The sequence below is a fragment of the Peterkaempfera griseoplana genome, assembly GCF_001418575.1.
Taxonomy (GTDB): domain Bacteria; phylum Actinomycetota; class Actinomycetes; order Streptomycetales; family Streptomycetaceae; genus Peterkaempfera; species Peterkaempfera griseoplana.
In genome coordinates, this window is record NZ_LIQR01000008.1 from 1 (window position 1) to 24,149 (window position 24,149).

The window sequence follows — 24,149 nt, forward strand, 5'->3', positions numbered from 1 at the left end:
CCGTGGTGCACCACGGTCAGCCAGCCGCCCGGACCGCGCCGGGTGACGGTGTCCGCCACCGCCTGGGAGACCGCGATCACCGCGTCGTTGCGGCCGTAGGTGGCGGCGTTGGCCCAGCGGGTGGCGGTCCGGTAGCGCTCCCACATGTTGTGCTCGGTGTGCACCAGCCGTACCCGGCGCAGCCCCGGCCCGCGCACCAGCAGCCGGGCGGCCACGGCGGGCACCGGCATATGGGTGTGCACCAGCGCGTACCCGCGCTCCACGGCCAGCCGCCGCAGCCGCAGTGGCCAGCGGGGGTCCGGGCGGCCCGGGGTGCCGGGGGTCCCGCCCAGGCAGTGCACCCGGGCGCCGGCCGCCTCCAGGGCGGGTACCAGGGCGTCCTTCCAGGGCAGCACATAGGCGACGTCGACCTCGTAGCGGTCGCGGTCCAACTGCCGGGCGCAGTTGACCAGCAACTGCTCGGCGCCGCCCCGCCCCAGTCCCTTGGCCAGCCACAGCACCCGGGTACGGCCGTCGCGGGGCGGGTTCTGCGCCGGTGCGGGGTCCGGGGCGGCGGCCGGTTCGGTCGCGGCGGCGTCCGTCACCGGTCGTCCCCCTCGGCGCGGCGGACGGACGCGGCGCCGTCGGCGAACCCCACGTCGGCGGGGTGCTCAGGCGGACCGGCGTCCCGGCCGCGGGCCCAGCTGGGGGCGGGCCGTTCGGGCTCCCGGGCGGCGCCCTCGCCGGCGGCGGGGCGGTTCAGGGCCCGGGCCTGACCGCCGCGGCCCAGCGGGGTGACGGCCGCGCCGGACGCGGACGACTCCGAGCGGCGCAGCCCCACCCGGGGCAGCCCGCCGGAGGGCGAGGTGGAGGCGGTCAGCGCGACGCCGGCCACCGGCACCCCGGTACGGGCCAGCAGCTCGCTCACCCGGGCCGCCTGCTCGGGGGTCACATTGCCGCTGCGGACGGTCACCAGCACCGCGTCGGCGTGCTGCACCAGGTCGTAGGCGTCGTTGGCGTGCAGCAGCGGGGAGGTGTCCATCAGGACCAGGTCGGCGTGGCGTCTGGCCCGCTGGAGCACCTCGCCGGCCCGCATCACCAGGGCGGCGGGGTAGGCGTTGGTGTTGCCGGCGCCGATCAGGGTCACCCCCTGGACGTTGGTGGGCCGGATGACGTCCTCGATGCCCAGCGACCGGGTGCCGGCCAGCAGTTCGGCCATGCCGGGGCCGGTTCCGCTGCCCAGGTGCTCATGGGTCTGCGGGTGCCGGAAGTCGCAGTCCAGCACCAGGACCGAGCGTCCGGTCTCGGCCAGGGCCGCCGCCAGGTTGGCCACCGTGGTGGTCTTGCCGTCGCCGCTGCGGCCGGACATCACCAGGACGACCGGCGCCGGGTGGGCGAGCCGCCGGGCGGCGCGGGCGGCCGGGGTGCCGTCCTCCTCGCCCTCCCTGATGTGGAGCGCCAGCGAGGAGGGGCCGGTGAGCAGCAGCGTGGAGCGCAGCGAGCGGTACGCCTCGGCGGCCGGCGCGGACGGCCGGGCGGTCACCACCGGCTCGCGCAGTCGGCGCAGCCGCCGGGAGAGCACCGGGATCTCCCCGATCACCGGCAGCCCGAAGGCCTCCTCGGCGGCGTTGCGGCTGCGCACCCTGCTGTCCAGCCGGTCCAGCATCAGCGCGGCGACCACGCCGAGCGCCAGCCCCAGCAGCACCGCCAGGCCGAGGCGCAGCGGACGGCTGCTGGGCGCGGTGAGGATGTTGGAGGAGGCCGGGCTGCTGTCGATGGAGCCCCACTGGCGCACCGCGTCGGTGCGGGCGGCGTTCTGCAGGTTGGAGATGTCCGTGAGGGTCTGGGTGACCGCGGCCTTGGCGGCGTCGATCTGCGGCTGGAGCTTGACCCGGGTGGCACGGGTGGCGGTGGCGAACTGGGTGTTCAGGGTGTCCAGTTGGCGCTGCTGGACGGTGGCCTGCTGCTGGAGGGCCTGGATGGAGTCCTGGGCGTTGCGCTGCGCCTCCCGGCCGTAGCCGGAGATGGTGGCGGTGGCGAAGGCGCTGGCCACGTCGGAGCAGGCCTGCTGGGTGGGGCCGTGCGCGGTGAACTGCAGCATCTGCGGGCTGACCGCGGCCACCTCACGGCGGGCCAGCAGCCCCTGGATGTCGGTGGTGCCGAGCTTCCTGGCGGCGGCCTCCGCGACGTCCGAGCCGGTGGCGAAGGACATCACCTGGTCGATCTTGACGGTGTCCCCGGAGCCCGCGGCCGGGACGATGCTGACCTTGCACTCCCACTTGCCGTTGTCCACGGCCGTGCCGGTCGGGGTGAGCAGCCAGCCGATGACGAGCGCGGCCAGTGCGCAGCCGGCCAGCAGCCGCCAGTGCCGCCGCAGGACGGTGAGATGGTTTGCCGGTTCCACCGGTGGAGTTCCCCTCGCGATCGTGTGCTGGTGCTGCCGGGACCGGCCGCCTCGCGGCCGTTCCCTGCGGTGCCGGCGCAGCCGTCCCCGCGGGCCGTCGCAAGCCCGCACGGTGCGTACGGCGATGGCGGGGCACGGATACCCCGGCCGTCCCCCTCCCCAGGGGGCGGCCGTGCCTCGCTGGCTGGCCGGTCAGGCCGGTATCGCCATGGCCGGCCCGGACGGCGCCGGCCGCGGACGCATGCCGCAGGGCCGGCCGCCGTCGGCGGTCGCGGGACTACTCGGACGGTTGTGCACCTGTTACCCCCCTGAACGGCCGGAAGACCTGCGTCCCCACCCCCGTGAGCTTCCGGCACCACCTGCGATGCTTGCCCCAGTCGGCGCCCGGCGCAACCACTTTGGCAATTCCGGGCCCCGAGGTGGGGGCGTCAGGCCCTGGCCCGGCCCGCGAGCGCCCGCTCGTAGAAGTCCACGGTGCGGCCGGTCACATGCTGCAGGGTGTAGAACGCCAGGAAGCGCGCCCTGGCCGCCGCCACCCGCTGCCGGGCCGCCTCGGTGTCGCCCAGCGCGTCGGTGAGCGCGTCGGCCAGCGCGCCGGGCCGCTCGGGCGGTACCAGCGCCGCGTACTCCTCGGAGCCCACCGTCTCCCGCAGTGCGGGCACGTCGGAGCAGACCAGCGGCACGCCGACGCCCATGGCCTCCATGGCCGCGCTGCCCAGTCCCTCCCAGCGGGACGGGGCGGTGAAGACGTCGCTGGCCGCCATCAGGTCGAAGACGTCGGTACGGGCGCCCAGGAACTGCACGCTCCGCGGCCCGTCCCGGTCGGCGGCCTCGGCGAGGGCGCGCAGCCGCCCGGTCTCCGCCCCCGGGCCGCCGGCCAGCAGCAGCACCGCCTCGGGGACCGCCCGGCGCACCCGCGGCCAGGCCTCCAGCAGGACGTCAAGGCCCTTCTGGTACTGCTGCCGGGCCGCCGCCAGCACCAGCGGCGCCTCCTGCGGCACCCCCAGCGCCGCGCGGACCTTGGCCCGGCGCTCCGGGGTGACCGTCCCCAGCACCTCGGGGTCGCGGCCGCGCGGTATCACCTCGATCCGGTCGGCGGAGATCCGCAGCCGGCGGGACATCGCCCCGGCCACATGCCGGGTGAGCGCATGGAAGCGGCGGGTCCCCTGCGCGGTGACCCCGTCGACGGCCTGGGCCGCGCGCACCTTCCACGGACTGAGCCCGCGGGCGTGCACATGCTCCGGCCCGTACGAGGAGTTGACCAGGCTGGAGACCACCGGGACCCGGGCCGCCAGCGCGGCGGTGCGGCCCAGCACGTCGGACTCGTAGAGGGTGGTGTGCACCAGGTCGGGGCGGCGCTCGCGCAGCAGGTCGTACAGTCCGCGCACCCGCGCGGCCCGGTGGGGCCGGTGCACACCGAACAGGGTGGCGCCGGCGGCGGTCAGTTCGGGCTGGAAGCCCTCGGAGTCGACCAGGTAGGCGATGTCCAGCTGCACACCGCTGCGGACCAGATGGGGCGCCATGCTGGCCAGCCCCTGCTCCGCTCCGCCGACTCTCTCCAGGCTGTCGATCACGTAGAGCACATGCATGTGCCGGTCTCCCCCCTCGTGCGACGCGCCCCGGCCCTGGCGGCCGGACACCGGCGCGAACGCCGACACAGCATCCCAGGCAGGATCTGGGGCCCGCTGGCGAATACCAGTGCGGATACGTAAAAACTGTCCCCAGCGATGCAAAGATCCGGTCGTCACCGAGCGCGTCGCACCGGAAATCGGTCACTTTCCATGACAGCCGGTCAGCCGCCCCCGGGAACAGGCAATGGCGCCGCCGTGACTGTGCCAGGGTTTGACACCATGCCGGACACCGCGTCAGCCCCCCGCCCCCGCGTGCTCCACCTGGTCACCGACGCCCGTCGGCGCGGCGCCCAGAACCTCGCCCGCGACCTGCACGGCGAACTGCTGGCCCGGGGCCGCGACAGCCGTCTCGCCGCACTCCAGCCGCACCCCGACGCCCCCGCCGGCGACCCGCTGCCCGTGCTCGGCCCCACCCGCTTCCACCCCGCGACCCTGCGCGCTCTGCGCCGCGCCGCCGCGGCCGCCGACGTGGTGGTCGCCCACGGCTCCAGCACCCTGCCCGCCTGCGCCGCGGCCCTGCTCGGCAGCCGCACCCCCTTCGTCTACGTCAGCATCGGCGACCCCCGCCACTGGACCGCCGACCGCTCCCGGCGGCTGCGGGTCCAGGCCATGCTGAGCCGCGCCGCCGCCGTCGCCGCGCTCACCGACGGCGCCCGCGAGGTGCTGCTGGAACGCTTCCGGCTGCCGTCCGCGAAGGTCCGCACCATCCCCAACGGCCGCGCCGCCGACCGCTATCCGCCCGCCGACGGCCCAATGCAGCGCAGCGCCGCCCGTAGCGCCCTCGGTCTCCCGGAGGACGCCGACCTGGTCGCCGCCGTCGGCGCCCTCGCCCCCGAGAAGCGGCTCGACCTCGCCGTCGAGGCCGTCACCAGGACCCCGGGCGCCCATCTCGCGGTGGCGGGCGAGGGACCGCTGCGCGCCGCGCTGAGCGAGCACGCCGAAACCCTGGCGCCGGGCAGGGTGCACTTCCTCGGCAACCTGCCCGACCCGGCGCCGCTCTACCGGGCCGCCGACGCCCTGCTGCTCAGCAGCGACAGCGAAGGGGTGCCGGGCGTCCTCATCGAGGCCGCCCTCGCCGCGCTGCCCAGCGTCGCCACCGATGTCGGCTGGGTGCGCGAGGTGGTCCTGGACGGCGTCACCGGTGTGCTGGCACCCCCGGGTGACGCCCAGGCGCTGGCCGACGGCCTCGGCAAGGTCCTCGGCGGCGACCGCGCCGCCCTGGGCGCGGCCGCCCGCCGTCACGCCCTGGACCGCTTCGAACTGGGCGTCGTCGTGGACGCCTGGGAGCGGCTGCTGGACGAGGTCGCCGTCCTCAGGTAGCGGGCCGCCCGGGGGCAGCCGGGCGTCACCCACCGTCAAAGCCACTGCCACACGGCGCAATTGTCAGTACCATCCCCGCAAGGTGCAGGCGAGGAGAGGGGCGCGGTGGTGTCCAAGACACCGGCGGCGTCGGGAGCGGCGTCGCCCGACCGCATCGGACCGGGCGTGCCCGCGGCCGTCCGGGGCGGCGGACCGCAGCTGTTCGAGCGGGACAGCGAACTGGCCGCCGTCCGCGAGGCGGTGGACCGGATCTGCGACGGGCCCGACGGCGACGGCCGGGGGATCGGCGGCCTGCTGCTGTTCAGCGGCGCCGCGGGCCTCGGTAAGACGACCCTGCTCGCCGAGGCGCGCCGCGCGGCGGCCGCCCGGGACTGCACCGTGCTCTTCGCCCGCGGCAGCGAGCAGGAGCACACCGTCCCCTTCCATGTGGTGCGGCAGCTGCTGCAGCCCGTCCTCGCCTCCCGCACCGAGGCCGAGTGCCGGGAGCTGTTCGGTGGCTGGTACGAGATCGCCGGCCCCGCCGTCGGCCTCTTCGCCCGGGGCGACGGCGCGCTGCCCGACCCGCAGGGCGTCCGCGACGGCCTGGACTGGGTCGTCACCAGGCTGGCCGTCCACCAGCCGCCGGTCGTGCTGGTCCTGGACGACGCCCACTGGGCCGACCTGGAGTCCCTGGCCTGGCTCGCGGCGTTCGCCGTCCGGATCCGGGAGCTGCCCGTCCTGGCCGTCCTCGGCTACCGCCCCGCCGAACTGCCCGTCGAGGCCGAGACCTTCCGCGAGCTGGTCACCGGCCGCACCGCCCGGCCGATCGGCCTGAGCGCACTGAGCCCGGACGCCGTCGCCGGCCTGGTCAGAGCCGCCCTCGGCGAGGTCGCCGACGAGGCGTTCTGCCGCGAGTGCTGGGCTGTCACCGGCGGCAACCCCTATGAGACGGTCGAGTTGATCGCCAGGGTCCAGGACCGCGGCGTCCAACCGGTCGGCGACGCAGCCCCGCTGCTGCGCGACCTCGCCGCCACCGCCCGCGGCAGCGGACTGGTCCGCCGGCTGGAGCGCCTGGGGCCGGGCGCCGTACGGCTCGCCTGGGCCGCCGCCGTCCTCGGCACCGCCATCGAACCCGACCTGGCCGCCACCGTCGCAGGCCTCGGCCCCGCGGAGGCCGCCGACGCCGTGGACCGGCTGCGCGCCGCCCGCATCCTCACCGGCACGGCCGCCCTGGAGTTCGTCCACCCCCTGATCGCCACCGCGGTCTACCACGCCATCCCCCCCGGCCGTGCGCACCGCGCTGCACGGCCAGGCCGCCTGGGCCGTCGACGACGCCGGACTCGGCATCACCGCCGCCGCCCGCCACCTGCTGGAGACCCATCCCGACGGCGACCTCGCCACCGTGGACCGGCTGCGCGCCGCCGCCCGGGAGAACCTGCGGGCCGGCGCCCCCGAAGCGGCCCGCCGCTGCCTGGAGCGCGCCCTGCGGGAGCCGCCGGCCCTCGCCGACCGGGCCGTGGTCCGCTATGAACTCGGCTGCTCCGCGCTGCTCACCGCGCCCGCCCTCACCGTCAACCATCTGCACGCCGCCCTCGCCGAACCCGACCTCGACCCCCAGCTGCGCGAGGACATCGCCTTCCGCCTCGCCCAGGCGCTCGCCCACAGCGACCGGCTGAAGGAGGCCGCGGAGATGGTCGGCGAGGAGTCGGCCCGCACCGAGTCCCGCCGCGGCCGGCTGCGGCTGCAGGCGGCGCACTTCCTCTGGCAGGTCTTCGACGCCGCCGAGACCGGGGGCCCGGTACGCTCCCGCCGCCTCGCCCGGCTCGCCGAGCACCTGGCCGGCCGCACCGAGGGCGAACGCGCCGTCCTGTGCCTGCGGGCCTGGGACGCCACCCTGCGGGGCGAGCCGGCCGCGGTCGCGGTGGGTGCCGCCGACCGGGCCCTCGCCCTGGAGGACGCGGAGCCGCAGGCCGGCGGGGTGCGGCAGGCACCGCCGCCCGGACGGCCCGGCCGTCCGCTCGGCTACACCGACCCCGACTGGGGCTTCGAACTGCCCAGCGTGGCCGCGCTCTCCTTCATGTACGCCGACCGGCCCGACCGGGCGGAGGAGATGTTCGCCGCCGCCATCGCCGAGTGCGAGCAGACCGGATGGAGCGGGGCGCACCTCTCCTTCGCCTTCACCCTCCTGGGACTGGTGCGCTTCCGCCGCGGCCGGCTGGGCGAGGCGGAGGAGTTCGCCCGCGAGGGGGTGCGGCTCGCCGACCGGGTGGGCCGCCGGGTGCCCGCCCAGTGGTACGCGGTCGGGCTGCTCATCGATGTGCTGCTCTCCCGCGGCCGCCTGGAGGAGGCCAGGGAGATCGCCGGGGCCCATGAGTTCGGCCCGCCGTTCCCCGCCGCCGTGGTCTTCCCCGACCCGCAGACGGTGCTGGGCCGGCTGCTGCTCGCCGAGGGGCGGCACGCCGCCGCGGCCGCGGAACTCACCGAGGTCGGACGGCGCATGGAGGCCAAGGGCGCCCTCAACCCCACCTGGTGCCCCTGGGCCGGGCATCTGGCCCTGGCGCTCGCCGGGGACGACCCGGCGGCCGCGCGCCGGCTGGCGGAGCAGACCCTGGAGCGGGCGCGCCGCCAGGGCACCGCCACCGCCGTCGGGCAGGCACTGCGCACCTCCGCCGCGGTGGCGGCCGGTCCCGCGGAGGCGGTCGTCCTGCTGCAGGAGGCCGTGGAGCACCTCGACCGCTCACCCGACGCCCATGAGTACGCCGAGGCGCTGGTGGACCTCGGGGCGGCGCTGCGTGCAACGGGGCGGACCGCCGAGGCTGCGGAGCCGCTGTACCGGGGGGCCGACCTGGCCGTGCGCTGCGCGGCGGACGGCCTGGTGGAGCGGGCGCTGGCCGAGCTCGCCGCGGCGGGGCTGCGGCCGCGGCTGCTGCGTACCGTCGACTGAGCCGCCGGGCCCGGCGCGGGGCCACGGGCGCGCAGAGGTCCGCAGCCCGTCCGGGGGCGGTCCGGCCGCCGGGGCGCATCCGGGCGGGGGTGTTGATCACGTTCACCAAATCACCTCCGGTCGGCCACATCCTGTGCCAGAGTTGGGCAGACCCGGTCCCGGGACGGGGCCGCTGGGGGGACGAAAGGCGGAGGTCCGTGGGGGGACGCAACGCACAGGTGGCCGAGGTGCGCGCCCAGGCAGGCGCGGCCGTGGCGGAGGGGCCGGCGCCGGGCACGGTGTTCAGACGCCGGCTGCGCCCGGGGCAGGTGGCCAGGGAGCTGTGGGGGGCCCGCGAACTGGTCCGGGCGCTGGCCGAACGCGACCTGAGAGCCCGTTACAAGCAGGCAGTGCTGGGATTCGCCTGGGCGGTGCTGACACCGCTGGCGCTCTGCGCCATCTTCACCCTGGTCTTCCACCGGGCGGTGAAGATCGACACGGGTACGGCGCCCTACGCCCTCTTCGCCTACGTCGGCCTGATCGTCTGGCAGTTCTTCAGCAACACCATGAACCAGGGCGCGCTGAGCCTCGCCAACAACCTCAGCCTGCTCAACAAGGTCTACTGCCCCCGCGAGGTCTTCCCGCTGGCCACCATGCTGGTCGCCACCGTGGACATGCTGATCGGCATCGGGGTGCTCGGGGTGCTCTTCCTGGCGTTCTGGACGGTTCCCGCGGCCACCGCCGCCTGGGCGCTGCCGCTGCTGCTGATCCAGTTCACCTTCACCTACGGGGTGGCGCTGGTGCTCTCCATCGCGGTGGTCTACCTGCGGGACGTCCGCCATCTGCTGCCCATCATCACCCAGATGGGAGTCTTCGCCACCCCGGTCGCCTATCCGCTGTCCCAGATCCCGCAGCGGCTGCAGGAGATCTATGTGGCCTTCAACCCCCTGGGCGCCGTCATCGAGGGCTACCGGCGGGCGCTGCTCTACGGCGACGCGCCGGACGCCCGGCTGACCCTGATCGCCGCCGCCAGCTCACTGGTCTACGTGGTGGGCGGCTACCTCCTCTTCAAGAAGCTCGAGACGGGGATCGCCGATGTCGCGTGAGCTGCCCGACGGGACCATCCGCACCGAGCACGTCTGGAAGCGCTTCAAGGCCGACCAGCAGCGGATGCTGCTGCGCGACAAGGTCGAGGCCGTCAGCCGCAGGCTGCGCGGCCTGCGCGGCGAGGACTGGCGCTGGGCGCTGCGGGACATCAACCTCCACATCGAGCCGGGCGAGGCTGTCGGCCTGATCGGCTCCAACGGCTCCGGCAAGTCCACCCTGCTGAAGATGCTGACCCGGGTGATGTACCCGTACGCGGGCGACATCGACGTACGCGGCCGCATCGGCGCCCTGATCGAGATCAGGGCCGGGATCCACCCCGACCTGACCGGCCGGGAGAACATCTACCTCTTCGGGGCCCTGCTCGGCCTCAAACGCCGTGAGGTCGCCGGCCGCTTCGACGACATCGTGGAGTTCGCCCGGCTGAACGACGCCATCGACCGCCAGGTGAAGTTCTACTCCTCCGGGATGCAGATGCGGCTGGGCTTCGCCGTGGCCGCCTATCTGGAGCCGCATGTGCTGCTGGTCGACGAGGTGCTGGCGGTCGGCGACGCCGTCTTCCAGCAGCGCTGCCTGGACCGCATGCGCGAGGTGCTGGACCAGGGCACCACCCTGGTCTTCGTCTCCCACGACCTGCCCGCGGTGGAGTCCATCTGCACCCGGGGCATCTGGCTGGACCGGGGCACCGTCCGGGTCGACGCGGGCATCCGGGACGCCATGGCCGGCTACCGCGACTCCATCGAGGCCCAGTCGGAGGCCGGCGCCCGCACCGGGGAGCCGCTGCAGCTGCTCAAGCACGAGGTCCGCGGCGTCGGCCGGGACAGTCTGCTCACCGACGAGCCCATGGTGGTCGACCTCTTCCTGGGCGGCGACTACCGCGGCGACGCCACCCTGCACCTCGGGGTCAGCGAGGGCACCGCCAGCCCCATCTTCCAGATCAGCCACGAGATACGGCTCGACGGCGCGGACCGCAAGGTCACCTGCACCATCCCGCGCCTGCCACTGCCCCGCGGCCGCTACACCCTCTGGGCCGGCGTGTACTCCATCGGCCGTACCGACGGCGGCACCCTGATGAGCTGGCACTCCGCCGGGCAGTTCGACGTCTTCGGCCCGATGCTGGACACCCCGCCGCGCGCCGTGGTGCTCGCCGCCCCGGTCTTCGTCCCGCACCACTGGGGGGACTGACATGTCGTCAGGCGACGGTCAGGGCATCCGGATCCTCGTCCACCTCAACAACCTCGCCCTCGGCGGCGCCCAGATCAACGCCGTCGACATCGCCCGCACCCTGCGCGACCGCGGACACCACCCGGTGCTCTTCGCCCGCGGCGTCGACGGCCCGGCGCCGCTGGTGGACAAGGCCGCGGCGCACGGCCTGGACCTGGTGGTGGCCGGCGGACCGGCGACCCCGCGCGCCACCGTACGGGCCCGGCTGGGCAGGCTGGCCCGCGAGCACCGCAGCCAGGTGCTGCACGCCTGGGAGGTCCCCGCCGCCCGCAACGCCTACTTCGGCCCCGGACGCTACGGGCGGCTCCCCGTCGTCACCACCTTCTACGGCATCCGGATGCTCCGCGGCATGCCCCGCCACCAGCCCCTGGTCCTGGGCCTGGGGGCGCTGCTGTCCGAGGGACGCGCCTTCGGCCACCGCGACCTGCACCTGATCGAGCCCCCGGTCGACACCGGCACCGACGCCCCCGGCGCGGTGGACGGCGCGCGCTTCCGCGCCACCCACGGCATCCGCCCCGACGAACGGCTGCTGGTCATCGTCACCCGGCTGGTCCCCGACCTGGGCAAGGACGCCGGAGCCGAACTCACCGTGCAGGCCGTACGGGCGCTGGCCGACCCCGGCGTCCGCCTCGCCGTCGTCGGCGAGGGGCCCAGCCGGGCCCGGCTGCAGGCCGCCGCCGCGGCGGCCAACGCCGAACTCGGCCGGGAGGCGGTGCTGGTCCCCGGGCAGATGCCCGACCCGCGCACCGCCTACGCCGCCGCCGACATCGTGCTCGGCATGGGCAGCTCGGCGCTGCGCGGACTGGCCTTCGGCAAACCGCTGATCGTGCACGGAGCCGACGGCTACACCGCCGTCCACGAACCGGGACCGGCGGTGGAGGAGCACGCCTCACGCTGCATGTACGGCTACGGCACTGGCGAGCGTTCCCCGGCGGCGCTCGCCAGGCAGATCCGCGGGCTGCTGGACGACCCGGCGCGCCGCGCCTGGCTCTCCGTCTGGGGCCGCGGCTGGGTGGTGGGCCGCTTCTCGCTGGAGAGCGTCGCCACCGCCTTCGAGCAGCTCTACCAGGCCGCGCTGGCGGCCCCGCCGGGACTGGCCGGCTGGCTGCGCGACGCCGAGCAGATGGTCCGCTACGACTACCTCAAGCCGACCGGCCGCCGTCTGCTCGGACAGCACCGCTGACCCGCCCCCGGTGGCGTACCTCCGGGGCGGGGAGGTGCACCGTGCCCGGGGTCAGTCGGGCGCCGGGTAGGTACGGCCCTTCCAGGCCGCCCCCCGCCCCTGCCAGTGCTGGACCGCGGAGTCGACCGTCATCAGCAGATAGAGCGCGGCCGTGTACGGCAGCAGCAGCGCCGCCGCCAGCGGCTGCCCGTAGTAGCGGAGCATGGGCGCGTACGTCCCCGCCATCAGCGCCCAGGCGGCCGCTCCCAGCCCGGCCACCAGCGGAGCCCCGCCCACCAGCCCCGCCACGGTGGCCACCGGGGGCACCAGGTAGACCAGCGCCAGCCCCAGCACCGTCCCGGCCAGCAGCAGCACCGAGTGCCGCAGCTGGGCGAAGGCGCTGCGGGAGACCATCCGCCACAGCTGGGAGAGGTCCGGGTACGGCCGCACACTGTCGACCTGCTCGGCGAGGCCCAGCCAGATCCGTCCCCCGGAACGCTTCACGGCCCGCGCCAGCGACACGTCGTCGATCACCGCCCCCCGGATCACCTCGACCCCGCCGGCCCGCTCCAGGGCGTCGCGCCGCACCAGCGAGCAGCCGCCGGCCGCCGCCGCGGTGCGGCCGCGCGGCCGGTTGGACCAGCGGAACGGATACAGCTGCGCGAAGAAGTAGACGAACGCGGGCACGATCAGCCGCTCCCAGCCGGTGTGCACCCGCAGCCGGGCCATCTGCGACACCATGTCCAGGCCGGCGGACTCCGCGGCGGCGACCAGCCCGGCGAGCGAGTCCGGCCCATGGGCGATGTCGGCGTCGGTCAGCAGCAGGTACTCCGGCTCCCCGGCCTGCTCCACACCGTGCCGTACCGCCCAGAGCTTGCCGGTCCAGCCCGGCGGCGGGTCCCCCGGAGTGGTGACGGTCAGCGGCAGGCCGCCGGCCGCTCCCAGGCTGCGGGCCAGCTCACCCGTGCCGTCCGTGGAGCCGTCGTCCACCAGCACCACCCGGGCCTCGCCCGGATACCGCTGGGCCAGCAGGCCCGGCAGGCTCAGCGGAAGCACCTCCGCCTCGTCGCGGGCCGGGACCACCACCGCGACCGAGGGCCACCGGGCGGGGGAGTCCGGGCGCGGCGGGAGCCGGACGTCCGTCCGCCAGAAGAAGCCATGGCACAGGGTCAGCCACACCCAGGCCGCCAGGGACACCGCGGAGATCCACCCGAGCACCGTCACGCCCCGCAGTCTGCCGCACCGGGCGCTGTGCCGTGGCCCCGCCGCCGCGGTCACCGTTCGGAGAGCGGCCCCAGCACCGGTTTGACGTCCACGATCGGCGTGCCGTCCAGCGCCTCCAGATCGCGCACCCGCAGCCGGGTGCCCTCGACCGCCAGGATCTCCACCCGGTGCAGCCCCACCGGGTTGGGGCGGTCGGGCGAGCGGGTGCAGAAGACGCCGGTCTCCCGGCGGGCGGCGTCCCCACGCGGCCGGACGGTCAGCACATCGCGCCGGGCCCGGTCCAGCCAGGTCAGCAGCAGCACCTCGGACCCGGCCCGCAGACCGCGCAGGCCCTCGGCCACCTCCGGCTCGAAGACCAGCCAGGCCTCGGGGGAGCCCTCGTCGCCCTGCCGGGGCGCGGAGGCGCGGTCCGTCAGCGGGGACTCCACCCGCCCGATCGGCCGCACCTGGTACGGGCTGCTGTCCATGCCGCTCCCCTCACGCTCCGGCCGTGCCGCCAGCCTAGGGCACCTCATGGGCCCCGGGGCCGGTACATCGTCTAAGGTCGATGACCGTGAAGATCGCACTGATGGACTCCGGTATCGGCCTGCTCGCCGCCGCGGCCGCCCTGCGGCGGCTGCGCCCCGACGCCGACCTGGTGCTCTCCTCCGACCCCGACAGCATGCCGTGGGGCCCCCGCACCCCCGAGAACGTCAGCGCGCTGGCCCTGGACTGCGCCCGGGCCGCCGCCGCACACCGCCCCGACGCCCTGATCGTTGCCTGCAACACCGCCTCGGTGCACGGCCTGGAGGCGCTGCGCGCCGAGCTGGAACCCGGCCTTCCCGTCATCGGCACCGTACCGGCGATCAAGCCCGCCTCCGCCGTCGGCGGCGTGGTCGCGATCTGGGCGACCCCCGCCACCACGGGGAGCCCCTACCAGCGCGGCCTGATCCGTGACTTCGCCGACGGGGCCGAGGTCGCCGAGGTGGCCTGCCCCGGCCTCGCGGACGCCGTACAGCGCGCCGACGAGCGGGCCATGGACGCCGCGGTGGCCGACGCCGCCGCCCGCACCCCGGCGGGGATCCGCGCCCTGGTCCTCGGCTGCACCCACTACGAGCTGGTCGCCGAGCGGATCAGGGCCGCCGTCGCCGGCTCCGCCCACCCGGAGCTGGCCCTCTTCGGTTCGGCCGACGCGGTCGCCGCGCAGGCCCTGCGCCGGGTCGCCGCCGCCGCGCCCGAGCGTGCGGCGGCCACGGGGGGCGGCACCCTGCGGGTGCTCCTCGGCGGCCGGGAGAGCGAACTGCCCCCGGAGGCGCTGCGCTTCGCCGAGGGCCGGGCGATCGCGGGGGCCGCCGTACCGCGCTGAGCGGCGGGCGGTACGCGCCGGGCGGCGGGCGGTGTGCGCCGAGCGGTGTGCGTCATGAGCCGGGCTGCTGCGGGCGGCCCGGGCTGCGCGTCGGTGCCGTCGGGCGCAGCCTGGGCGGGTGGGATCCGCCGGCGCCGCCGTACCGCTTCCGTCCCTGCGGCCGATGCTGGCCGTGGCGGGAGTCCTGCCCGCCCGCCAGGAGGAGTGGGCGTACGAGGTGAAGTGGGACGGCATGCGGGTGCTGGCCGAGCTGCCCGGTGACGGGACGGTCCGGCTCCGGTCCCGCAGCGGCCGCGACGTCACCGCGCAGTACCCCGAGCTGGCGGTGCTGCCCGAGGTGCTGCCCGGCGCGATGGACGCGATCCTGGACGCGGAGATCGTCTCGCTGGGCCCGGGCGGCCGGCCGTCCTTCGGCCGGCTCCAGGAACGGATGAGCCTGCAGCGTCCGGCGGAGGTGCGCCGGGCGGCGGCCGCCGCGCCGGTGACGGCCATGGTCTTCGATGTGCTGTGGCTGCGGGGCGGGCAGGTCACCGCGCTGCCGTACACCGCACGCCGGGAGCTGCTCACGGGCCTGGGCATCGGCCATCCCCGGGCGGTCGTCCCCGCCAACTGGGCCGGTACCGGCACCCTCGCCTTCGACTGGACGCGCTCGGCGGGGCTGGAGGGGCTGATCGCCAAGCGGCTGGACTCGCGCTACCGGCCGGGGGCCAGGTCCCGGGACTGGGTCAAGATCAAGCACCTGCGCACCGCCGATGTCACCGTCGGCGGCTGGGTGCCGGAGGGACCCCGCGCCGAGGTCTGCCGGGCGCTGCTGATCGGCGTGGCCGACCCCGTCGGACTGCGCTACGCCGGCCGGGTCGGCACCGGCTTCACCGAACGCGACCGGCGCACCCTGGCCGGACTGCTGCGGCCGCTCGCCGGGCAGGCACCGCCCTTCACGGCGAACCTGGAGGCGCTCGCCGAGGAGGCGGGCCGGGCGGTGCGCTGGGTCCGCCCGGTGCTCCAGGGGGAGGTGGAGTATCTGGAGCGCACCACCGGCGGGCGGCTGCGGCAGCCGGTCTGGCGCGGGCTGCGCGGCGACGCGGCGGACCGCGCGCCGTACTGACCGCCGCCTTCCGGACGACGGCCCGGCACTGACCGGGTCGGTGTTCTCGGGTCGGTGCGCGGGGGTCGGTGTGCGAGGGTCAGTGCGAGCATCAGTGCGCCGGGGGCAGCGGCCGGGCGCGGTCCGGGTCGGCCAGGGCGGCGAAGAGGTCACCGTCCCGTTCGATGCGTGCCAGCACCTGCCCGGGGGTGAAGGAGAGCTCCTCCGCGCGGGTGCAGCCGGCCACCTCGTCCCAGTGGACGGGCGCCGAGACGGCCGGGGTGCGCCCGGCCCGCAGGGTGTAGGCGGCCGCGGTGGTCTTGGCGCTGGCGTTCTGGCTCCAGTCGACGAAGACCTTGCCCGTCCGCAGCTGCCGCGCCATCCGGTGCAGCACCAGGTCCGGCCGGTCGGCCTCCAGCCGCCGCGCCAGCGCCCTGGCGTAGTCGGAGACCTGTCGCCCGGGGGCCGGGGCGATCGGCGCGTAGAGGTGCAGGCCCTTGGAGCCGCTGGTCTTCACCCAGCACTCCAGCCCGTCCCCGGCCAGTGCGTCGCGTACCAGGCAGGCGACCCGGCAGCACTCCGGCAGGCCCACCCCCGGCCCGGGGTCGAGGTCCACCACCAGGCGGTCGTGGGCGTCGCGTCCGCCGTCCACGGTCCACTGCGGTACGTGGACCTCCAGCGCGGCCAGGTTCGCCAGCGCCATCAGCGTCGCCATGTCGTCCACCAGGACCTGGCGGCGGGTGCCCTCCCTGCCGTGGACCTCCGCGGTGGGCGCCCACTCCGGCAGGCCCGGCGGGGGGTGCTTGATGTGGAAGAGCTCGCCCTCCACCCCGTCGGGGAACCGTACGAAGGACGCCGGCCGGCGCCGTACATGAGGCAGCAGGGCCGGAGCCACCAGGGCGTAGTAGTGCAGCGCTTCGCCCTTGGTGAAGCCCGTCGCCGGCCAGAGGACCTTCTCCAGATTGGCGAGAGCCAGTCGGCGGCCGTCGACTGTCGTGGCGATCCGGTCCGGCATACGGTGAAAGTCCCCCAGAAGGGACAAAACCATGCGCAGTACCTGGAAAGGTGCCATCACCTTCGGTCTGGTGAGCATTCCCGTGCAGCTCTTCCCCGCCACCGAGGAGCACGGCGTCAGCCTGCATCAGGTCCATGCGGAGGACGGCGGCCGCATCCGCATGAAGCGGTACTGCGAGAAGGAGAACCGGGAGGTCCCCTACGCGGAGATCGCCAAGGCCTATGAGTCGCCGGACGGCCGTACCGCGGTGCTCACCGACGACGACCTCTCCGAACTGCCGCTGCCCAGTAAGAAGATCATCGATGTGCTGGCCTTTGTGGACGCCTCGGAGGTGGACCCGCTGCTGCTGGCCAAGCCGTACTATCTGCAGACCGCAAGCCCCGCCGCGGCCAAGCCCTATGTGCTGCTGCGCGAGGCGCTCAGCGGCAGCGGCCGGGCCGCGGTCACCAAGATCACTCTGCGCACCCGGGAGAGCCTGGCGCTGCTGCGGGTCCGCGGCGACCTGCTGGTGCTGCAGACCATGCTCTGGCCCGACGAGGTCCGCCCGGCGGCCGGACTGGAGCCGCAGGGCAAGGTCGACGTACGGCCGCAGGAGCTGAAGATGGCCACCTCGCTGATGGACACCCTCAGCGAGGACTTCGACCTCCAGGCCCTGCACGACGACTACCAGCACGCCCTGGACTCACTGGTCGCCGCCAAGCTGGAGGGTGTGGAGCCGCCGAGCGGCGAGGAGGCCGAGGCGGCCGGGGCGGACAACGTCATCGACCTGATGGCGGCCCTCTCCGCCAGCGTCGAGGCCGCCGAGCGCAGCCGGTCCGGCGGCCCCGCGGGCTCCGGCGCGGGCGGGGCGGAGAAGGAGCCGGGCAAGGCGGCCCGCAAGCAGCCCGCCCGCAAGAGCGCGGCCAAGGCCGAGACGTCCGCCGGGAGCGGCGGCAAGACGGCGGCGAAGAAGACGCCTGCCAAGAAGACCGCCGCCCGCAAGCGTGCCAGCGCCTGAGCCGGGAGGGACCCGCCCGTGGACCCGGTCGAGGCGCTGAACCGGATCGCCTTCCTGCTGGAGCGCGACCAGGCCGCCACCCACCGGGTGAAGGCCTTCCGCACCGCCGCCGCGACCATCGCCGGCCTTCCCAGGACCGAGGTGGAGCAGCGTCGGCGCGCCGGCACCCTCACCGCCCTGCCCGGTATCGGCCCCCGGACCGCCGCCGTGGTCGAGCAGGCGCTGCAGGGCGCCACCCCCGAGTACCTCGACGACCTGGAGCAGCGCGCCCGGCAACCGCTCACCGAGGGCGGCCGGGAGCTCAGGGCGGCGCTGCGCGGCGACTGCCATCTGCACTCGGACTGGTCCGACGGGGGGAGCCCGATCCCGCTGATGGCGGAGACCGCCCGCTCGCTGGGGCACCAGTGGGCCGTCCTCACCGACCACTCGCCCAGGCTCACCGTCGCCCGCGGTCTCAGCCCCGACCGGCTGCGCGAGCAACTGCGGGTGGTCGCGGAGCTCAATGCGACCCTGGCGCCGTTCCGGCTGCTCACCGGCATCGAGTGCGACATCCTCGACGACGGCTCGCTCGACCAGGAGCCCGGTCTGCTGGCGCAACTGGACATCGTGGTCGCCTCGGTGCACTCCAAACTCCGGATGGACGCACCCGCGATGACCCGCCGGATGCTCGCCGCCGTCCGCAACCCCCGGGTCGACGTCCTCGGCCACTGCACCGGGCGGCTGGTCACCGGCCGGGGGCGCCCGGAGTCGCAGTTCGACGCGGAGGCGGTCTTCGCGGCCTGCGCCGAGAGCGGCACCGCGGTGGAGATCAACTCCCGGCCGGAGCGCAGGGACCCCCCGCGCCGGCTGATCCGCGAGGCCCTGGACGCCGGGGTGCTCTTCGCGGTCGACACCGATGCGCACGCCCCCGGACAGCTCGACTGGCAGATCTACGGCTGTGCGCGGGCCGAGGAGTGCGGTGTGCCGGCCTCCCGGGTCGTCAACACCCTCCCGGCGGAGCGGCTGCTCGCCTGGAGCCGCGACCGCCGGTCCTGATCAGCCCGTCCCCTCGGCTGCCTCCATGTCCGCCGCACGGGCCAGCAGCTCCTCGGGGGACCAGGCCAGCCGGCCCTCGCGCAGATCCGTCAGCACCGAGCGGACCCACCGCAGTTCGGCGGCGGCCATCGTGTGCAGGTACTCGTCCTCCAGGCTGACGATCCGCGGCAGCCCGCTCTGCTGCTGCGCCTGTCGGGCGGCCTCGGCCGAGGCCAGTGAGCGCTCCAGAGCGTCCGCACGGCGGCCGAGCGCCTCGGCGATCTCCTCCGGTTCGAGCAGCATCAGATAGGAGAGGGCGGCGGGGAACTCCGGGTACTCCTGCCGGGGGGTGCCCAGCATCTCCAGCATCCAGCTGTGCGCGGTCTCCCGGCCGGCCGCGGTGAGCTCATAGACGGTGCGCTCCGGATAGAGCTGGTCCCGCCCGGTCTCCCGGACCGCGATCAGCCCGGCCGAGTGCAGCCGCTCGATGGTCCGGTAGAGGCTTGCCCGCTGGCTGACGTTGACCACCTGGTCCTTGCCCCACTGCTTGATCAGCCGCTGGATCCCGTAGGGGTGCAGCGGCCGGTACGCCAGCAGGGAGAGCACGGTGAGGGCCAGCGGGGAGCTGCGGGGCGCCGAGGTCATGCGCTCATACTAGACGCAGAAAGACTAGTTGACCTGAGACTAGTTGCAGTGCAACTATCGAGGAGAGGCAGTCAGCCCCGGCCGTCAACCGACGGCCGTCAAGCAGGCAGCCGTCAATCGGGCAGCCGTCGACCCGACAGCCGCCGACCGGACGAAGGAGCCCCGCGATGAGTGTCAGCACCGCCGTCGAGCGCATCCATGTGGACCACGACGTCGCCAGGCGCCTGGGCGACTGGACCGCCGCCGGCCGCTTCGAGATCCGCGCCCGCGACGGCGTCGTCGTCGTCGACCTGCGCGCCCGCCCCGAGCGCGACGAGATCGAGCTCCGGCTGGACCTGCGGCACGCCGTCGTCAAGCTGCTGGTGGCCGAGGACGCCGAGGTCGACGCATGGGACCTGCGCCGGACCGGCCGGGGCCGTACCAAGGACCACGGCGCACCCCGGCTCGCCCCCGCGGCGCCGTCCCAGCGGATCCGGCTCCACGGCGTCGCCCATGACAGCGAGATCCGGGTGCAGCGCGGTGGAGTGGCCCGGATCACCGCGATGTTCTCCCGCGAGTACCTGGAGGAGCTGCGCCGGGTGCACCGCCAGGGCGGCCTGCCCACCATCGACGACCCGGCGCCCGCCGCGGCCGCCCGGAAGCACTGAGGAGAGAGCAGAGATGAGCCGGCAGCACACCCGCACCGCCCTGGTCGTCGGCGGCGGCATCGGCGGCCCGATCGCCGCGATGGCCCTGGCCCGCGCGGGCATCGAGGCCACCGTCCACGAGGCCTACAGCTCCACCGCCGACGGCGTCGGCGGCGCACTCAGCCTGGCCCCCAACGGCCTGGACGCCCTGGACGCCATCGGGGTCGGCGACGCCGTCCGCCGGATCGGCACCCCCATGACCGGGATCGTCCTGGAGAACTGGAAGCGCCGCCCGCTCGCCACCTTCGGCAGCATCCCGGGCATCCCCCCGCAGCAGTTCCTGTGGCGGGGGGAGCTCTACCGGGTGCTCCACGACGCGGCGGAGCAGCGCGGCATCACCATCACCCACGGCCGGCGCCTGGTCGACGCGGAGGAGACCGGCGACGGAGTCGTCGCCCGCTTCGCGGACGGCACCACCGCCGAGGCGGACGTGCTGATCGGCGCGGACGGCATCCGCTCGACCGTACGCCGGCTGATCGACCCGCAGGCCCCGCAGCCCACCCGTCACCCGCTGCTGGGCTTCGGCGGCCGCCTCCCGGACACCGGGCTGCCCTCCACCGGCGGGCGGATGCACATGAGCTTCGGCCGACGGGCCTTCTTCGGCTGGATGGTGGACGCGGACGGCAGCGGCGGATGGTTCGTCAATCTGCCGTACGACGAGCCCATGACGGCCGCCGAGGCCACCGCGCGGGGCGCCGCCCACTGGCTGCCGCTGCTGCGCGCGGCCGTCGCCGGCGACCGGACCCCGGCAGCGCAGCTGCTGGACCGGCTGGACCCGGCCGACCTGGTGATGACCGGCTCCATGGAGAGCATGACCCGTGTTCCGCACTGGAGCCGCGGCCGTCTGGTCATCACCGGAGACGCGGCCCACGCCCCCTCCTCCAGTTCGGGGCAGGGCGCCTCACTGACCGCGGAGAGCGCCGTCCAACTGGCGCGCTGTCTGCGCGACCTGCCCCACCAGGAGGCCTTCGCGGCCTATGAGACGCTGCGCCGGGCCCGGGTCGAGCGCATCATCAAGGCCGCGGCGCGCACCAACTCCGACAAGGCCGCCGGACCCGTCGGCCGGGTCGTCCGCGATGCGCTGATGCCGCTGGCGATGCGGCTGATGAAGCCGGAGAAGCAGGCTTGGCAGTTCAGCCACCACATCGACTGGCAGGCGCCGGTCCGGTGAGCCGCTGGTGGGCGTCCCCGGCCGGGCGGGCCACCTCAAGCAGCGCGCGGGATCCCGGCGGCGGACGGGGGACCTCCCGCCGGGACCGGCCGACTCACCCGTCCACCGCCGGGGCCCCCGCCGCCCGGCGGGCCCTGGCCCGCTGCCGCAGGACGAGCAGCGCGCCCCCCGTCCCCCGGGGGAGCAGCAGTCCGAGGTCGTCCCGGTCCACGGCGCCGAAGCGGTACTTGTAGCCCTCGGTGCCGCGCAGGAAGTCGAAGGTGCGCACCCCCCGCTCGGCGCAGGCCCGCATCGCCTCGGCGATGACCGCGGTGCCCAGCCGCAGCGGCGCCCAGGCCGGGTCCCAGCCGATCTGGTAGTAGGAGAAGGTGTCCCCCCACAGGAAGCCGTAGAGCCCGCCGACCACCTGACCGCCCGAGGAGGCGATCAGCAGGGCCGGTCCCCGGCCCGCGGCGGCGCGCTCCAGCAGCCGGTGGTGCAGGGGACGGCGTGCGGCGTCGAAGGTGGTGGGCCGTCCCAGTGCGGCGCGGCGGAGCAGATGCAGCCGCATCACCTCGTCCAGCAGCTCCGGTCCGGCCTCACCCGGCGGCACCCAGCGGAAGTCCACCCGGGCGGCGGCGAGCTTGCGCCCGTAACGGCGGACCGCCGCCCTGAACTGCCGTGAGCCCAGGGCGTCCACCCCGGCGGAGAGGTCCGCACGGGGGCAGCGGAACCGCTCCACGGTGCGCAGGCCGGCCGGCAGCGGGCCGGTCTGGGCGGGGTCGACGTTGGGAAGCCAGAGACTGGCACCCCGGCTGCGGCGCGCCAGCCACTCCCGGACGTCCGCCCGGCGTCCGGGCAGGGCCGGCAGACCGCAGTGGTCCGCCGCCCCGGGCCCGGAACCCAGCAGGGTGACGCAGGGGACCGAGACGGGGGCCCGCGGATGCAGCCGCAGCCGGGTGCGCAGCAGCGGCACCACCGCCTCCACCGCGCCGCCGGGGCCCTGCCACACCGCGATCTCGGCGGCACCCGGGGCCAGGCCGGCTCCCAGCGTCTCCCACCAGGCCAGCACCCAGTCGGGCGTCATGAACCACGACCCGTCCGGGTCCGCGGCGACCAGCGACCGCCAGCCCTCCTCGACCCCGGCGGGCAGCGCCGGTGAGCGGTACAGCCGCGGCTGTGCCGACCCGTCGGTCCCCACTTCCATCTCGCCCTCCCCCCTTGGCGGCCCGGTCAGGAGCCGCCGCGCAGCCGGTGCACCGCGGGGTGCAGGCCCGAGAGGATGGTGTCGAAGCGGTGCAGGCTGGTGGCGGCGTTCACGCGCAGTCTGCTGATCCGCAGGGGGTCGCTCGGCAGCAGCGCCTCCTGCCGGTGGTCGAAGAGGAACCCCAGGTGGTAGCCCAGCTCCCGCAGGATGCGGTCGGCCCTCGGGTCGGCATTGCCGTTGGGGTAGGCGAAGGCGGTGGGGGGTTCGCCCAGCCAGCGGTGCAGGGCCTGATGGGCTCCGGTGATCTCGGTGCGGACGGTGGCGTCGTCGCAGCGGTCCAGGCAGGGGTGGTCCATGGTGTGGTTGCCGATCTGCACCCCGCCGGAGCGCAGGCTGCGCAGGTCCTCGGCCGACAGCTGGGTCTGGCGCGGTGCCGGGCGGGAGGCGCTCACCCGCAGCTCGGCCAGGCTGCGGCGGCGGTCGGGGTCCGGCAGCGCCTTCAGCCGGCGGACCACGGCCGCGGGCGATCCGCCGGGCGGCAGTGAACGGGCGGTGCCGCCGTGCCGGGCCAGGAAGGCCGCCTCGCGCCACCAGAACGGCTGGTCGCCGCCGATCACCCCGGTGACCACGAACGCCACCGCGGGGATGCCGCGCCGCTCCAGCACCGGCAGGGCCTCGGTGACCACCGACCGGTCGCCGTCGTCGAAGGTCACCAGGGCGCTGCGCGGCGGCAGCGGCCGGTCCTCGGCGGCGGCCTGCCGTACGTCGTCCAGGGAGACCGGATGGGCGGTGCGCAGCAGCCGGTCCATCTGGGCGGCGAAGCTGCGGGGGTCGTCGATCTCGTGGTAGGCGAGGACCGCCAGCCGCCGTGCGGAGCGGGCGCGGAAGATCGGCTGTGCCGGGCAGTTGCGGAGCAGGGCGTCCAGGCGGCGCCTGCGGCGGGGCCCCATCGGGGTGAGGCGCTTGGGCCCGGGTGCGAGGGTGGTGATCATGGCGGTGGACGAACGCGTGGTCGTGTCCGGATGCGGCACGGGTCCCCCTTCCGACGCCTTGGCGGCGCGGCGGCTCCGCCGGAGCGGCAGGACGCCTGCCCTTCCGGCGCTGGTGGTGCGACGGGGTGGACGGCTCCACCCCTGAGGTACGGCGACCCGGGGCAGGCCCCCCAACCCGGCCCGGGGTCGCTCAACGTAGTACAGACCCATACGCTCCGTGGATGGTTGTAGCCGGATGGAGATGAATTTCTGTCCGGCGCGGCGGTCCGGACGTCCCGTGCGGACGGTGCTGAACCCTCATGTGCTTGCCGGTGCCCAGGCCGGGCAGCCGGTATACCGTGAGGGCCATGGAGGATGCGGAGAGCGATCGTGAAGGCGTTCCGGCGGGCGCCTCGGCGTCCGGTGCGGCGGCCTCCTCCGAGCGGCCGCTGTGGACCGGTTCGGCGCACAACGGCCACCAGTGGCTGCTCGCCCTGGTGGGAGCGGCCTGCCTGGCCCTCGGGGTCCTGGTGGCGGTCACCGTCCCCGACACCGACGGCCCGGCGGCCTGGGTGATGACGGTGGCGGGCTGCCTGGCGGTGGGCATGCTGCTGCTGGCCGGAACCCTGGCTTTCGTACATGTTCATGTCAAGATTGACCGTCACGCCCTGGAGGTGCGCTGCGGCCACATGGGCCTGCCGCGCCGCCGGATCCCGCTGACCGAGGTGGTGGACGCCAGCTACCAGCCCTGCACCCCCATGCACTGGGGTGGCTGGGGCTACCGCTACCGCCAGAACCACGGCGCCGCGGTCGTGGTGCGCAAGGGCCCGGCCCTGGTGCTCGAACTCGGCGGAGGGCGCCGCTTCACCGTCACCGTCGACGACGCCGAAGCCGCGGTCACCGTGCTGAGATCGCTGCTGCCCGCCCGGCCGGGGGCGGTGTAGCACAGCACACTTATCGGCCGTTGACCCGAGGCCTTTGCGCTTCTTTCACATTTTGCGGGCATCAGCCCCACAGTTCCCCCTAAGGTGGTCCCGTTCGGGGATGGGACACCACCACCGGGCAGCGGTGCCGGGGAGGGCACC

General features: G+C 75.2%; 21 protein-coding genes. 12 read left to right on the forward strand and 9 right to left on the reverse strand.

Translation table 11 applies throughout. The annotated features are described in order from the left end of the window. The 3 genes from AOK09_RS00495 to AOK09_RS00505 all read right to left on the reverse strand — a co-directional run. Positions 1-584 (reverse strand): glycosyltransferase (locus AOK09_RS00495; protein ID WP_157875754.1); only part of this gene is annotated, 584 nt, incomplete at its 3' end. Next, entirely contained in the window at positions 581-2,383 is a 1,803-nt protein-coding gene (locus AOK09_RS00500; protein WP_055585068.1) for a tyrosine-protein kinase family protein, read from the reverse strand. The genes AOK09_RS00500 and AOK09_RS00495, both read right to left, overlap by 4 nt. 428 nt (positions 2,384-2,811) lie before the next feature. After that, positions 2,812-3,972, reverse strand: coding sequence for a glycosyltransferase family 4 protein (locus tag AOK09_RS00505; protein WP_055585069.1), 1,161 nt, complete (start codon positions 3,970-3,972; stop codon positions 2,812-2,814). Positions 3,973-4,233: 261 nt separating this feature from the next. On the opposite strand from AOK09_RS00505, the gene AOK09_RS00510 reads away from it, so the two are divergent. The 5 genes from AOK09_RS00510 to AOK09_RS00530 all read left to right on the forward strand — a co-directional run bounded on the left by AOK09_RS00510 (position 4,234) and on the right by AOK09_RS00530 (position 11,747). Next, entirely contained in the window at positions 4,234-5,334 is a 1,101-nt protein-coding gene (locus AOK09_RS00510) for a glycosyltransferase (RefSeq protein WP_157875755.1), read from the forward strand. A 105-nt stretch (positions 5,335-5,439) separates the two neighbouring features. Continuing rightward, positions 5,440-6,843 carry an AAA family ATPase gene (locus AOK09_RS43345; protein ID WP_322973141.1) on the forward strand — a complete coding sequence of 468 codons (1,404 nt, stop codon included), beginning with the start codon at positions 5,440-5,442 and terminating at the stop codon, positions 6,841-6,843. 1,611 nt (positions 6,844-8,454) lie between these two features. Then, positions 8,455-9,342 (forward strand): ABC transporter permease, encoded by an 888-nt coding sequence (locus AOK09_RS00520; protein ID WP_055585071.1) that lies wholly within the window; start codon positions 8,455-8,457, stop codon positions 9,340-9,342. Then, complete coding sequence (locus AOK09_RS00525; protein WP_055585072.1) at positions 9,332-10,525, forward strand: ABC transporter ATP-binding protein; 1,194 nt, start codon at positions 9,332-9,334, stop codon at positions 10,523-10,525. Before AOK09_RS00520 ends, AOK09_RS00525 begins: the two co-directional genes overlap by 11 nt. Before the next feature lies 1 nt (position 10,526). Continuing rightward, positions 10,527-11,747: a glycosyltransferase gene (locus AOK09_RS00530; protein WP_055585073.1), complete on the forward strand. Its 1,221-nt coding sequence runs from the start codon at positions 10,527-10,529 to the stop codon at positions 11,745-11,747. Positions 11,748-11,798: 51 nt separating this feature from the next. On the opposite strand, the gene AOK09_RS00535 is transcribed toward AOK09_RS00530, so the two are convergent. Then, entirely contained in the window at positions 11,799-12,950 is a 1,152-nt protein-coding gene (locus AOK09_RS00535; protein WP_055585074.1) for a glycosyltransferase, read from the reverse strand. Positions 12,951-13,000: 50 nt separating this feature from the next. After that, a complete protein-coding gene (gene tsaA / locus AOK09_RS00540; RefSeq protein ID WP_055585075.1) occupies positions 13,001-13,417 on the reverse strand; it encodes a tRNA (N6-threonylcarbamoyladenosine(37)-N6)-methyltransferase TrmO in 417 nt (138 codons plus the stop codon). Between the two features lie 86 nt (positions 13,418-13,503). On the opposite strand from tsaA, the gene AOK09_RS00545 reads away from it, so the two are divergent. Together AOK09_RS00545 and ligD (AOK09_RS00550) are read left to right on the forward strand one after the other, a co-directional pair. Continuing rightward, a complete protein-coding gene (locus AOK09_RS00545) occupies positions 13,504-14,295 on the forward strand; it encodes a glutamate racemase (RefSeq protein ID WP_055585100.1) in 792 nt (263 codons plus the stop codon). A 118-nt stretch (positions 14,296-14,413) separates the two neighbouring features. After that, a complete protein-coding gene (gene ligD / locus AOK09_RS00550; RefSeq protein ID WP_245687053.1) occupies positions 14,414-15,400 on the forward strand; it encodes a non-homologous end-joining DNA ligase in 987 nt (328 codons plus the stop codon). A 91-nt stretch (positions 15,401-15,491) separates the two neighbouring features. On the opposite strand, the gene ligD (AOK09_RS00555) is transcribed toward ligD (AOK09_RS00550), so the two are convergent. Continuing rightward, positions 15,492-16,394: a non-homologous end-joining DNA ligase gene (ligD, locus tag AOK09_RS00555; RefSeq protein ID WP_055585076.1), complete on the reverse strand. Its 903-nt coding sequence runs from the start codon at positions 16,392-16,394 to the stop codon at positions 15,492-15,494. A gap of 31 nt (positions 16,395-16,425) precedes the next feature. On the opposite strand from ligD (AOK09_RS00555), the gene ku reads away from it, so the two are divergent. Both ku and AOK09_RS00565 read left to right on the forward strand, forming a co-directional pair. Next, positions 16,426-17,391, forward strand: a complete 966-nt coding sequence (ku, locus tag AOK09_RS00560) for a non-homologous end joining protein Ku (RefSeq protein ID WP_055585077.1) — start codon at positions 16,426-16,428, stop codon at positions 17,389-17,391. 18 nt (positions 17,392-17,409) lie between these two features. Further along, positions 17,410-18,426 carry a PHP domain-containing protein gene (locus tag AOK09_RS00565; protein WP_055585078.1) on the forward strand — a complete coding sequence of 339 codons (1,017 nt, stop codon included), beginning with the start codon at positions 17,410-17,412 and terminating at the stop codon, positions 18,424-18,426. Here AOK09_RS00565 and AOK09_RS00570 read toward each other — a convergent pair whose 3' ends face one another. After that, complete coding sequence (locus AOK09_RS00570; RefSeq protein WP_055585079.1) at positions 18,427-19,050, reverse strand: PadR family transcriptional regulator; 624 nt, start codon at positions 19,048-19,050, stop codon at positions 18,427-18,429. A gap of 167 nt (positions 19,051-19,217) precedes the next feature. Here AOK09_RS00570 and AOK09_RS00575 point away from each other — a divergent pair, with 167 nt between their 5' ends. Continuing rightward, on the forward strand, positions 19,218-19,697 hold the full coding sequence (locus AOK09_RS00575; RefSeq protein WP_055585080.1) for a hypothetical protein: 480 nt from the start codon (positions 19,218-19,220) through the stop codon (positions 19,695-19,697). A 13-nt stretch (positions 19,698-19,710) separates the two neighbouring features. Beyond that, on the forward strand, positions 19,711-20,907 hold the full coding sequence (locus AOK09_RS00580) for an FAD-dependent oxidoreductase (RefSeq protein ID WP_055585081.1): 1,197 nt from the start codon (positions 19,711-19,713) through the stop codon (positions 20,905-20,907). Between the two features lie 94 nt (positions 20,908-21,001). Here the strand turns inward: AOK09_RS00580 and AOK09_RS00585 are convergent, their stop codons facing one another. After that, complete coding sequence (locus AOK09_RS00585) at positions 21,002-22,093, reverse strand: GNAT family N-acetyltransferase (protein ID WP_055585082.1); 1,092 nt, start codon at positions 22,091-22,093, stop codon at positions 21,002-21,004. Between the two features lie 26 nt (positions 22,094-22,119). Next, positions 22,120-23,124: a polysaccharide deacetylase family protein gene (locus tag AOK09_RS00590; protein WP_245687054.1), complete on the reverse strand. Its 1,005-nt coding sequence runs from the start codon at positions 23,122-23,124 to the stop codon at positions 22,120-22,122. Between the two features lie 308 nt (positions 23,125-23,432). Here AOK09_RS00590 and AOK09_RS00595 point away from each other — a divergent pair, with 308 nt between their 5' ends. Further along, complete coding sequence (locus tag AOK09_RS00595; RefSeq protein ID WP_245687055.1) at positions 23,433-24,008, forward strand: hypothetical protein; 576 nt, start codon at positions 23,433-23,435, stop codon at positions 24,006-24,008. Positions 24,009-24,149 lie beyond the last annotated feature (141 nt).